This is a genomic window from Escherichia sp. WS338 (genome assembly GCF_046486405.1).
GTDB classification, from domain to species: domain Bacteria; phylum Pseudomonadota; class Gammaproteobacteria; order Enterobacterales; family Enterobacteriaceae; genus Escherichia; species Escherichia coli.
On sequence record NZ_JBJQLL010000010.1, the window covers coordinates 14,072 to 26,588 of the forward strand.

12 protein-coding genes are annotated in these 12,517 nt (G+C 44.2%); 4 read left to right on the forward strand and 8 right to left on the reverse strand.

The features are described from left to right. Window positions 1-2 precede the first annotated feature (2 nt). Window positions 3-962, forward strand: a complete 960-nt coding sequence (locus ACJHWT_RS11210) for a divergent polysaccharide deacetylase family protein (protein ID WP_000483826.1) — start codon at window positions 3-5, stop codon at window positions 960-962. Here ACJHWT_RS11210 and waaH read toward each other — a convergent pair. The 3 genes from waaH to kbl form a co-directional block, all read right to left on the reverse strand. After that, on the reverse strand, window positions 949-1,983 hold the full coding sequence (gene waaH / locus ACJHWT_RS11215) for a UDP-glucuronate:LPS(HepIII) glycosyltransferase (protein ID WP_000982099.1): 1,035 nt from the start codon (window positions 1,981-1,983) through the stop codon (window positions 949-951). The genes ACJHWT_RS11210 and waaH overlap by 14 nt on opposite strands. A gap of 238 nt (window positions 1,984-2,221) precedes the next feature. Then, entirely contained in the window at window positions 2,222-3,247 is a 1,026-nt protein-coding gene (gene tdh / locus ACJHWT_RS11220) for an L-threonine 3-dehydrogenase (protein ID WP_000646014.1), read from the reverse strand. Between the two features lie 9 nt (window positions 3,248-3,256). Then, window positions 3,257-4,453 carry a glycine C-acetyltransferase gene (gene kbl, locus ACJHWT_RS11225; protein ID WP_001213834.1) on the reverse strand — a complete coding sequence of 399 codons (1,197 nt, stop codon included), beginning with the start codon at window positions 4,451-4,453 and terminating at the stop codon, window positions 3,257-3,259. A 213-nt stretch (window positions 4,454-4,666) separates the two neighbouring features. Here kbl and rfaD point away from each other — a divergent pair, with 213 nt between their 5' ends. Genes rfaD through rfaC form a run of 3 tightly spaced genes read left to right on the forward strand, consistent with a single transcriptional unit; the run spans window position 4,667 to window position 7,618 of the window. Beyond that, a complete protein-coding gene (rfaD, locus tag ACJHWT_RS11230; protein ID WP_000587750.1) occupies window positions 4,667-5,599 on the forward strand; it encodes an ADP-glyceromanno-heptose 6-epimerase in 933 nt (310 codons plus the stop codon). A 9-nt stretch (window positions 5,600-5,608) separates the two neighbouring features. Beyond that, complete coding sequence (gene rfaF / locus ACJHWT_RS11235) at window positions 5,609-6,655, forward strand: ADP-heptose--LPS heptosyltransferase RfaF (RefSeq protein WP_000699228.1); 1,047 nt, start codon at window positions 5,609-5,611, stop codon at window positions 6,653-6,655. 3 nt (window positions 6,656-6,658) lie between these two features. Beyond that, window positions 6,659-7,618, forward strand: a complete 960-nt coding sequence (gene rfaC / locus ACJHWT_RS11240; protein ID WP_001264589.1) for a lipopolysaccharide heptosyltransferase RfaC — start codon at window positions 6,659-6,661, stop codon at window positions 7,616-7,618. A 47-nt stretch (window positions 7,619-7,665) separates the two neighbouring features. Here rfaC and ACJHWT_RS11245 read toward each other — a convergent pair whose 3' ends face one another. The 5 genes from ACJHWT_RS11245 to ACJHWT_RS11265 are packed head-to-tail and all read right to left on the reverse strand — an operon-like array spanning window position 7,666 to window position 12,510. Further along, complete coding sequence (locus ACJHWT_RS11245; RefSeq protein WP_000453200.1) at window positions 7,666-8,919, reverse strand: O-antigen ligase family protein; 1,254 nt, start codon at window positions 8,917-8,919, stop codon at window positions 7,666-7,668. A 34-nt stretch (window positions 8,920-8,953) separates the two neighbouring features. Continuing rightward, a complete protein-coding gene (locus ACJHWT_RS11250) occupies window positions 8,954-9,727 on the reverse strand; it encodes a glycosyltransferase family 25 protein (protein WP_001052922.1) in 774 nt (257 codons plus the stop codon). A gap of 31 nt (window positions 9,728-9,758) precedes the next feature. Beyond that, window positions 9,759-10,787 carry a UDP-galactose--(galactosyl) LPS alpha1,2-galactosyltransferase gene (locus ACJHWT_RS11255; RefSeq protein WP_001696312.1) on the reverse strand — a complete coding sequence of 343 codons (1,029 nt, stop codon included), beginning with the start codon at window positions 10,785-10,787 and terminating at the stop codon, window positions 9,759-9,761. A 25-nt stretch (window positions 10,788-10,812) separates the two neighbouring features. Further along, the gene (rfaY, locus tag ACJHWT_RS11260; RefSeq protein ID WP_000633081.1) at window positions 10,813-11,505 is read right to left on the reverse strand and encodes a lipopolysaccharide core heptose(II) kinase RfaY; all 693 of its coding nucleotides are present in this window, start codon (window positions 11,503-11,505) and stop codon (window positions 10,813-10,815) included. Window positions 11,506-11,514: 9 nt separating this feature from the next. Further along, entirely contained in the window at window positions 11,515-12,510 is a 996-nt protein-coding gene (locus tag ACJHWT_RS11265) for a glycosyltransferase family 8 protein (protein WP_001001722.1), read from the reverse strand. Window positions 12,511-12,517 lie beyond the last annotated feature (7 nt).

The following is a 12,517-nucleotide window of genomic DNA, read 5'->3' on the forward strand; positions in this document are numbered from 1 at the left end:
TTTTGTTTCCATTTCGTCGTAACGTTCTTGCATTTGCCGCTCTGTTGGCGCTCTCCTCCCCCGTAATTGCTGGCAAGCTTGCCATCGTCATTGATGATTTTGGGTATCGCCCGCACAACGAAAACCAGGTGCTGGCGATGCCTTCCGCTATCTCCGTCGCTGTATTACCCGATTCACCGCACGCCAGAGAGATGGCAACCAAAGCGCATAACAGCGGTCACGAAGTGTTGATTCATCTACCGATGGCACCACTGAGTAAACAGCCGCTGGAGAAAAATACGCTACGCCCGGAGATGAGCAGCGACGAAATTGAGCGCATTATTCGTAGTGCGGTCAATAACGTGCCCTATGCCGTGGGGATCAACAACCACATGGGCAGCAAGATGACCTCTAACCTGTTTGGTATGCAGAAAGTGATGCAGGCGCTGGAGCGTTACAATCTTTACTTCCTCGACAGCGTAACCATCGGTAATACCCAGGCGATGCGCGCAGCGCAAGGCACTGGCGTGAAGGTGATCAAACGGAAAGTGTTCCTCGACGATTCGCAAAATGAAGCGGACATCCGTGTGCAGTTCAATCGCGCAATTGATCTGGCGCGTCGCAACGGTTCAACCATTGCCATTGGGCATCCTCACCCTTCAACGGTACGCGTGCTACAACAGATGGTTTATAACCTGCCGCCAGACATTACGCTGGTGAAAGCCAGCAGCTTGCTGAATGAACCGCAGATTGATACGTCTACACCGCCGAAAAACACTGTGCCCGACACACCGCGTAATCCGTTCCGTGGCGTGAAGCTCTGCAAACCGAAGAAACCGATAGAACCTGTTTATGCTAATCGCTTCTTTGAAGTATTAAGCGAAAGCATCAGCCAGAGCACGCTGATCGTTTACTTCCAGCATCAGTGGCAAGGCTGGGGCAAACAGCCTGAAGCGGCGAAGCTTAACGCTAGCGTAAATTAAAGGCGCTACGCGTAATGCGATGGTGCGACCGCGTTTTGTCGCGCCATTGCCATAAGCGGAAAGACCACAGTAACGCCTGATAACCCACCTTCACGCTGCGCACATTGGTAATCAGGCGCTTATACATACCGGAAGTAAATATCTCGGCAATCATCCGTTGGTGGGTAATAATATCCGGCTCTTTGCGCACCGCATGGCAAACACGCAATGCTTCGTAAGTTATTTGCTGATGAAATTCCGGATAAATCGTAATTTTGTCGGCATAATTTCGATTTAATTTCTCTAGCAGGCGGGTAATCTTAATATAGTGACGTTGATAATTAAGGTTTTTATTCCCTTGTCTATTCAACCGACTCACTGACGTATTATGCAGATAATATTTATATAACGATTGCTCGGTATATCGCGCACGCAGCGCATTAAACATAAATTCTGTTGTCCAGACAATATCCTGATGATGTAATCCGGCAATAAATTTAATGTTATTTTTAACAATAACATCGCGGCGATAAACCCCCATCCAGACAACGTGAGTCCAACGGCGGGAAGAAAGCCCCATCCGCAACCAATCCGGGCCGGTTAATACGCCGGTTGAGCGAAGGCGATCGGTGGGGATGGATTGCCAGGTTTCTCCCGTTTCACGAAAACACCAGTCAGCGTTGCACTGCGCCACGTCGAGGTCGTCCTCTAACGCCATGGTCATCAGCGTTTCGTACATGGTGGGATACACCTCATCGTCAGCATCGACAAAAGCGACATATTTGCCCGTCGCCACCTCGATCCCACGATTACGCGCCACCGATGCGCCAGCATTCGCCTGATGCAACAAACGAACGTGCGGATAGTTTTCTGCGTAATGCTTTGCTATTTCAACAGAATTATCCGTTGAACCATCATTAATAATAATGATTTCCAGAGCAGTCCAGGTTTGCGTAATTAAAGATTCCATACAAGTGCGGAAATCATCGCCTGCATTATATAACGGAATAATAACACTAAGTTTATTGGTGCTGTTCATCATAAATTACCGACGACCTCTGAAGTTATCCTGACGTTTTACAGGCTTTGTATTAAGAAACTATTAAGCCTGTGAGATATTATTTTTACAGGTGAGAGAGTCACTTCAGGGTAGAGAGATAATGAGAACAGCTATATAAGAGATCAGCGCAATTACCCATTCTTTATTTTACTGACAGCATTTTACATATTTAACAGATTATCCTCAGGAAAAAGGGCTGGAATACCAGCCCTTGTTTGTGTTAATCCCAGCTCAGGATAACTTTCCCGGACTGGCCCGAACGCATGGCGTCAAAGCCCTTCTGGAAATCATCGATAGAGAAACGATGGGTAATGATCGGCGAAAGATCGAGGCCAGACTGAATCAGCGCCGCCATCTTGTACCAGGTTTCAAACATCTCACGACCGTAAATACCTTTAATGAACAAGCCTTTAAAGATCACTTTGGTCCAGTCGATAGACATATCAGACGGTGGAATACCCAGCATCGCAATACGACCGCCGTGGTTCATGGTGTCGAGCATGGTACGAAACGCTGGCGGCGCACCGGACATTTCCAGACCGACATCAAAGCCTTCGGTCATGCCCAGTTCTGCCATCACATCATTGAGGTTCTCTTTAGCGACGTTAACCGCACGGGTGATACCCATTTTACGCGCCAACTCAAGGCGGTATTCGTTAACATCAGTAATCACCACGTTACGTGCACCAACGTGTTTCGCCACCGCCGCCGCCATAATACCAATCGGGCCTGCACCAGAGACCAGCACATCCTCGCCCACCAGATCGAACGACAGCGCGGTATGCACGGCGTTACCGAAGGGATCAAAAATGGAAGCCAGATCATCGGAGATATTGTCGGGGATTTTGAAAGCGTTGAACGCCGGAATCACCAGATACTCGGCGAAGCAGCCCGGACGGTTAACGCCGACGCCGATCGTGTTGCGGCACAGATGGGTACGACCGCCACGACAGTTGCGACAGTGACCGCAGGTGATATGGCCTTCGCCAGAAACGCGATCGCCAATCTTGAAGCCTTTCACTTCCTGACCAATACCTACCACTTCACCGACATATTCATGGCCCACGACCATCGGCACCGGGATGGTTTTTTGCGACCACTCATCCCAGTTATAGATGTGAACGTCAGTCCCGCAGATGGCTGTTTTACGGATTTTAATCAGCAGATCGTTATGCCCGAGTTCCGGTACAGGAACGTCGGTCATCCAGATGCCCTCTTCCGCTTTCAGTTTGGATAACGCTTTCATCTCACATCCTCAGGCGATAACGCCCAGTTGTTTACCAATACGCGTGAATGCTTCTACTGCACGCGTAATTTGCTCAGGGGTATGCGCCGCAGACATCTGGGTACGAATACGCGCCTGACCTTTCGGAACGACCGGATAGAAGAAACCGGTGACGTAAATCCCCTCTTTTTGCAGCTCACGAGCAAATTTCTGCGCTACTACCGCATCGCCAAGCATGACCGGAATAATGGCGTGATCGGCTCCCGCCAGGGTAAAGCCCGCCGCCGACATTTGCTCACGGAACTGACGCGCGTTCGCCCACAGACGGTCACGCAGCTCGCTACCCGCTTCAACCATCTCCAGCACTTTGATGGAAGCGGCAACAATGGCCGGTGCCAGCGAGTTGGAGAACAGGTACGGACGAGAACGCTGGCGCAGCCACTCAACCACTTCTTTGCGCGCCGCGGTATAACCACCAGAAGCCCCGCCCAGCGCTTTACCAAGCGTACCGGTGATAATATCGACCCGGCCCATCACATCGCAGTATTCATGGGAACCACGACCATTTTCACCGACAAAACCGACCGCGTGTGAATCATCTACCATCACCAGGGCATCATATTTATCTGCCAGATCGCAAACGCCTTTCAGGTTGGCAATCACGCCGTCCATCGAGAACACACCATCGGTAGCAATCAGCACATGACGCGCACCGGCTTCACGCGCTTCTTTCAGACGAGCTTCAAGCTCCTGCATATCGTTGTTGGCATAGCGATAGCGTTTAGCTTTACACAGACGCACACCATCAATAATAGACGCGTGGTTCAGTGCGTCGGAGATAATGGCGTCTTCCGCGCCCAACAGCGTTTCAAACAGGCCACCGTTAGCATCAAAGCAGGAAGAGTAGAGAATCGCATCTTCCATCCCCAGGAATGCCGCCAGTTTCTGTTCAAGCTCTTTATGGCTGTCCTGAGTGCCGCAAATAAAACGCACCGAAGCCATGCCGAAACCGTGAGAATCCATTCCCGCCTTTGCCGCCGCAATCAGATCCGGATGATTCGCCAGCCCGAGATAGTTGTTGGCACAAAAGTTAATGACGTGGCTTCCATCAGCCACAGTGATATCTGCTTGCTGCGCAGACGTAATAATGCGCTCTTCTTTAAACAACCCTTCCGCCCGTGCGGTTTCCAGATCGTTGGTTAACTGCTGATAAAATTCTCCACGCATTGCGATTCTCCAGACAGGGCAAATTCCAGCACATATTACCCAAACTTATAGGTCGCGACGAGATGACGCGTTAACACTTCTGCAAAATTCAGGATAAATAACGTCCAGCCCCCTCACTTTTGGTGAATGGCTGAAGCCAACGTCATGTAGTGATATGATAGAAGTATTCGTGTCTGAGATTGTCTCTGACTCCATAATTCGAAGGTTACAGTTATGATCATCGTTACCGGCGGCGCGGGCTTTATCGGAAGCAACATCGTTAAAGCCCTGAATGATAAAGGCATCACCGATATTCTGGTGGTGGACAACCTGAAAGACGGCACCAAGTTTGTGAACCTGGTGGATCTGGATATCGCGGACTATATGGATAAGGAAGACTTCCTGATCCAGATTATGGCTGGCGAAGAGTTCGGCGATGTCGAAGCGATTTTCCACGAAGGCGCGTGCTCTTCCACCACCGAGTGGGACGGCAAGTATATGATGGATAACAACTATCAATACTCCAAAGAGCTGCTGCACTACTGTCTGGAGCGCGAAATCCCGTTCCTGTATGCCTCTTCCGCAGCCACTTACGGTGGACGCACCTCCGACTTTATTGAATCCCGCGAATATGAAAAACCGTTGAATGTCTACGGTTACTCAAAATTCCTGTTTGATGAATATGTTCGCCAAATCCTGCCTGAAGCGAACTCACAGATTGTTGGCTTCCGTTATTTCAACGTTTATGGACCGCGTGAAGGCCATAAAGGCAGCATGGCGAGCGTCGCTTTCCATCTCAACACCCAGCTTAATAACGGTGAATCACCGAAGCTGTTCGAAGGTAGCGAGAACTTCAAACGTGACTTCGTCTATGTGGGCGATGTGGCAGATGTAAACCTGTGGTTCCTGGAAAATGGCGTTTCCGGCATCTTCAACCTCGGCACCGGTCGTGCGGAATCCTTCCAGGCAGTAGCAGATGCTACGCTTGCTTATCACAAGAAAGGCCAAATCGAATACATTCCGTTCCCGGATAAACTGAAAGGCCGCTACCAGGCGTTCACTCAGGCAGATCTGACGAATCTGCGCGCGGCGGGTTACGATAAACCGTTCAAAACCGTTGCCGAAGGCGTAACGGAATACATGGCCTGGCTGAATCGTGACGCATAAGAGCTCTGCATGAAAATACTGGTGATCGGCCCGTCATGGGTGGGCGACATGATGATGTCGCAAAGTCTCTATCGCACGCTCCAGGCGCGCTATCCCCAGGCGATAATCGACGTGATGGCACCGGCATGGTGCCGTCCATTATTATCGCGGATGCCGGAAGTTAACGAAGCTATTCCTATGCCTCTCGGTCACGGAGCGCTGGAAATCGGCGAACGCCGCAAACTGGGTCATAGTCTGCGTGAAAAGCGCTACGACCGCGCCTACGTCTTACCTAACTCCTTCAAATCCGCATTAGTGCCTTTCTTCGCGGGTATTCCTCATCGCACCGGCTGGCGCGGCGAGATGCGCTACGGTTTACTCAACGATGTACGCGTGCTCGATAAAGAAGCCTGGCCGCTAATGGTGGAACGCTATGTGGCGCTGGCCTATGACAAAGGCATTATGCGTACCGCACAAGATCTGCCGCAGCCATTGTTATGGCCGCAGTTGCAGGTGAGCGAAGGTGAAAAATCATATACCTGTAATCAATTTTCACTTTCATCAGAACGTCCGATGATTGGCTTTTGCCCGGGTGCGGAGTTTGGTCCGGCAAAACGCTGGCCACACTACCACTATGCGGAGCTGGCAAAGCAGCTGATTGATGAAGGTTATCAGGTGGTTCTGTTTGGCTCGGCGAAAGATCATGAAGCGGGCAATGAGATTCTTGCCGCTTTGAATACCGAGCAGCAGGCATGGTGTCGTAACCTGGCGGGGGAAACACAGCTTGATCAAGCGGTTATCCTGATTGCAGCCTGTAAAGCCATTGTCACTAACGATTCTGGCCTGATGCACGTTGCGGCGGCGCTCAATCGTCCGCTGGTTGCCCTGTATGGTCCGAGTAGCCCGGACTTCACACCGCCGCTATCCCATAAAGCGCGCGTGATCCGCCTGATTACCGGCTATCACAAAGTGCGTAAAGGTGACGCTGCGGAGGGTTATCACCAGAGCTTGATCGACATTACTCCCCAGCGCGTACTGGAAGAACTTAACGCGCTATTGTTACAAGAGGAAGCCTGACGGATGCGGGTTCTGATCGTTAAAACATCGTCGATGGGCGATGTTCTCCATACGTTGCCCGCACTCACTGATGCCCAGCAGGCAATCCCGGGGATTAAGTTTGACTGGGTGGTGGAAGAAGGGTTCGCACAAATTCCTTCCTGGCACGCCGCTGTTGAGCGAGTTATTCCTGTGGCAATACGTCGCTGGCGTAAAGCCTGGTTCTCGGCCCCCATAAAAGCTGAACGGAAAGCGTTTCGTGAAGCGCTACAAGCAGAGAACTATGACGCAGTTATCGACGCTCAGGGGCTGGTAAAAAGCGCGGCGCTGGTGACGCGTCTGGCGCATGGCGTAAAGCATGGAATGGACTGGCAAACCGCTCGCGAACCTTTAGCCAGCCTGTTTTACAATCGTAAGCATCATATTGCAAAACAGCAGCACGCCGTAGAACGCACCCGCGAACTGTTTGCCAAAAGTCTGGGCTATAGCAAACCGCAAACCCAGGGCGATTATGCTATTGCACAGCATTTCTTGACGAACCTGCCTACAGATGCTGGCGAATATGCCGTATTTCTTCATGCGACGACCCGTGATGATAAACACTGGCCGGAAGAACAATGGCGAGATTTGATTGGTTTACTGGCAGATTCAGGAATACGGATTAAACTTCCGTGGGGCGCGCCGCATGAGGAAGAACGGGCGAAACGACTGGCGGAAGGATTTGCTTATGTTGAAGTATTGCCGAAGATGAGTCTGGAAGGCGTTGCCCGCGTGCTGGCCGGGGCTAAATTTGTAGTGTCGGTGGATACGGGGTTAAGCCATTTAACGGCGGCACTGGATAGACCCAATATCACGGTTTATGGACCAACCGATCCGGGATTAATTGGTGGGTATGGGAAGAATCAGATGGTTTGTAGGGCTCCGCTAAAGAGTTTAAATAATTTAGAAGCAGCGGCTGTTTATAAAGAAATTACATTGATTTAATAAATAGTAAGTGGGCATTATACCCACTTACTTAATCAACATTTTTATTATTGTGGTTCTTTTTTACTCAAAAACGATATAGACAGGAAGAGGCACACAATCCACGATGCCGGTATTGGTTTAGCATGCGTAATGACATCACTAATGCCAAATAACATAATAGAAGCAGGGAAAACCAAAAGTATATATTTTTTCTCCCGGATACAGTAGTAGATCATTGCAACATAGAACATAATAAGAACAAGAAGACCAATTTTCCCTTTCGTGGAAAGAGCTTCAACAATTTCATTATGCATATGTACATCAAGGAATAATAAAGCTCCACTATAAATATTATTTTCTGCACTTAATGCTTTTATCTTTTCAGCACGCTGCTCAAGAGATTGCCAATTAAAACCATCAGGACTTCCTTTAATTCCTGCATTAACCATTGCAAAACGTGCTCCGACCGAGGATTGACTGTTATTTTTTGTAGCATATGAAATAACATCAGCTTTTAATGAATTAATTCGCCTATCAATTTCCTTATTAAATATCAAACCACAAGCAAGTAGCAATATAAAAACACCACTCAATCCTTTAAATAAAAACACTTTTTGATCACGATGCTGAAGAAATAATATGACCATAATCATAAGTGGGAATGTGAAAATTGCCGCACGCGTTCCTGTCATCATTACTGCTGCAAAGCTTAAAGCAAAGTTAGCATAAAATAGAAACCATTTATATTTCGATTGCATTTTGATGAATACAATTGAAGAATATAAAGTAGTGAATGTAATCACATAAGCCGCAATAGTCGCTGCCCCCATCTGACCAATATTCCCATTCATGGCGGAGAGGGGAATGCGGTCTGCATGCAAATATATCCCTTGATAATATGCTCTACATAGCATGATTATTTGAACTAAGATAGCTGAAATAAAATGTAGTTTTTCATTTTGCCTGAATTTATTTTTACTTAGTAATAAAAATGTCAACGAGCTAAATACTAATAGTTTTCCAGACTCAAGGTAGCCTCGATAAGCATTTCTATATACTACATCTTCTGTTTTATAAAATTCATACCATATCAGGTTCATTGCACCTAAAAGAAGTAAACCAAGAATTAATATAATGACATTTTTATTATAATTATGATTTTTATTTACAATTAATAAGAAAAGAGAAAATATACCTGTCGCATTAATTATTTTAGTGGTGATATTAAGATCAATTGGCACAAACAACAAACCGATTAAATACAATAAAAAAATAAAATTACAGCTATTATTTCGAAATTGCTCAATTTTTACTTCCACGTTAATATCTCACAACAAATTGAAATTAACAATCTCATTTCAAAAGAGAAAAAAAAGCCACCTTTATCCAGGAGCGTATAAACTTCATTCTTTTCTGAAGCCTTGTTCTAGGTTGTTTTTTTCCCGATGTTAATAGCCTTTCACTTTCAAGATGACTATTAAACTCATTTAAAATAGGATGTAATATTATTTCGTCTAAATAAAACTCTTTTATAATATTATGTTGATGCATTAACTTCCAGCTATCAGCTCGATAGGTGCCATAATCCTTTGTCAATTTGAGCAAATTTTGTGCCATATCTTTATTCATCAAATATGAACATGTACGCCGAATTTTATTTTTATTGAAATTAACACGCCGAAAAGTACAAGTACTTACCTTAACTTTACTAAAAAGGCTTTGCCCCAATACCGGATAATCATGTAATCCTTTCTGTCCTCCAAGCAAATACAAATTATTATGTTTTAACTTGTCTTTTTCAGAAAGATTAAAATATTGCAGAAATTTTTTAAATTTCTCATTGACGATAACATCATCCTCGAGAATGACTGCCCATTCTATATTTTTATCTATCATATCCTGATATATAAGCTGATGACTTAATGTACAAGCAATTTCTCCATCAGTCATTTCTGCGCCGACACCACTTAATCTCATTTTATCAATAATTTCTTTATTTTGAGGGTCTTTAGCATCTATGGCATCAAAAAAATCAAAATTAATATTTAATCGATAAAAAACATCATTTATTTTATTTCTTCGCTCAATATCTCTTTTAAGTGAGACAATATAAATGGGCAAGTTCATTAAAAAATCTCTGGATGATTAATCTTAATAATTATTTGGAAAAATGCTTACGCGCTATTTTCTTACTATAATAGAGCATGAAATAGTAAAATGAAGATGCAATTTTACCATTTCTTTTCAAATGTCTGGATTTCACTTGATACTGCTTTTCATTCGTGGCTGGAATAAACGCCACATCATTCCAGCAAGAAGCCTGATAAGCCTCATTAAAATACTTCTGGCAGGGATAATTCGTCCAGTCGTTCCAGGGCTTCGTTACGCCAACATAATGAATCAGCTTAGTATCATCGGTAATGGTCTTTTTATAATCTTCATCGCTTTTATTTTTTAACTCATAGTCAATGCCATAAAAGCAATCATAATCGCCGCTAATAAAAATACAATGACCAAAGAACAGAATATTTAAAATATCCTGATCAAGGCATTTATATTTCGTGTGCTGCGGGTCACTTGCCAGCATGGCAATGGCTTTATTCATAAAATCATTTTTCGCCCATGCTTCAAGCTGCAGATATACTACACCGGCGTTGAAATAATTCCCTGGAAGTCCCTCTATAGCCAGACGCTTCGCTGGTTTTTCCTGCATAAAAGGCACATCTTTAATAACAGCCGCGAACTTATCGCCATCAAAATTAATATCAAGCAATCCAGCTAATGAGCCTTTACAGATGACATCAGCATCGATATATAACAGATTTTCAATAGTTTCACTCAAATACTGGAACGCAACTAAACGGAAGAATGTTGCATAAGACCACTGTTTCAGGCTGGGGAAGATATCAATAAAGGCATTGGAGACTTTATAAATTCTTACTTCAACGTTAGCATTTTTGTTGGTAAAAGCATTAACACGTTGTAGATAATCTTCATCAATGTAGTCAGTAAAGAGATGAAACTTAACCGCAAGGTACGGGTTATGCATAACAACTGATTGCATAGATACTGCCGCACCAAATAAAAAGTTGCGGTCAATACCGTAAGCGATATTTAACACACGATCGGTGTTAGCAATTTCCCCAGAGACAGCGACTTCAGTAATACTCTCAGCTAATAAATCCATGTTGGTTCCGTTTTGACTGTGTGGTTTACGCTTTGCCTTTTAATTTTTTAATAAATTTGCGTAGTTTGGTTCTGTAGATTACTGAATAGTAGCCATAATCTTTTATTTCGTTGGCAATACCCAGGTGACGTTCCATGGCCAGACGATCACGAGCTTTACGCTCTGCCGTACAGCTTTTACCGGATAGGTCAATTATCCTGACACCATCTTTACTAACGATAAAGTTACCCCGGTGAGGGTCGCCCGATAGCATATTTAAGGCATGCAATTTTTCCATTGAAGCCTTAATTTCTGCTTTAACATTTTCTGGAATAATCGGCATATCATTGAGTTCTACGCCCTCGACATACTCGATAAGCATGATAAAAACACTGGCATAGTTGAAAATTTTACGCTCAGCCAGAAAATAAAAATCATTAGGAAAAGTAAGACCTGCACTTCTGACACGATCGGTTTCAACGATCAAATTCTGATAGTAGTCACCTTTTACAAAAGATTTAAAAAAACGTTCATTCCTTTTCGTTTTGGGAGCAAAGACTTTAAAAACATAGCGACCATATTTCGTATCAATCAACGATACTTTGGTATCATCAATATTACGTAATACTTTTACTGTTTTAAAATTATAGGCCAGTATTTCATCAAAGATTTCTTTATATTTATTATCGTTATCTTTGTAATAAAATGAGAAGCCGCGATAGCGTATACTTGTAATCATAAGAGTAATTTATTTCTTAAGCTTGTACTTAATTAATGAAGTTATACCTTTAATATACTCACCATGGGCAAACAGATGCTTATATTGTTTCTGCATTTCTGCAACAGTCCGCGCCTCTTTAAGAGGATATTTCTTCCAGGGAGATTGTTCACGCGCGATATTAAAGTATGATGCAGATGGATATCCAGCCCAGCTATGCCATGGTTTAGTTATCCCTGTATAGTGAATCAATACTGTTTTATCGGTAATGGTTTGCTGATACTTTCGATGACTACGATCATGAAGTTCGTTTTTCAGGGTATAAATAGTATCAAAATCCTTCGCGAGGTAGATATTATTCATATTAAATGCGATATTCAACGCATCCTGATCTAAATATTTAAGAGAGCCATATTTAGTTTCCCCTCGTAAAAGCGTGAGTAAATACGGTGTCAAATTTGCTTCATGCCATTTTTTAAGATTGACATAGATAACGCCTGCATTGAAATAACGTCCATTCATTTCGGGAATGTTGAGGCGTTTTGCACATGCCGCCTGAGTACTATCATTGTCAGGAATGACCGCAGCAAACTCATCTTTAAATATAATTTCTGTGAGAGGTTTCAGGCTTCCTTTACAAACAACATCGGCATCCAGATACAGCAGTGTAGAAATACTTTCACTCAGATATTCAAAAGACAATACCCTGAAGTATGTTGCGTACGACCAAAACTGTGACGTCGGCAGATCAGCAAAGTATTTGGGGTCAATTAAATATACAATAATTGAGGTATTAAATTGTTTTGCCGTTTCATTAAATGACTTTAAATAATCGTCATCTACATAATCAGTGAAAACATGAAAGACAAAATTAATATCTGAATTATTAATCAAAACGGAAGAAATTGAAACGCCAGCACCATACAAAAAATTCTTATCGATACCGTAGGAAACATTTAGCTCTGGGGCGTTTTCTTTTTTATTATCTGCTAAATATGAAAACCGTTCTTTTATAAATTCATTCATTTAACTT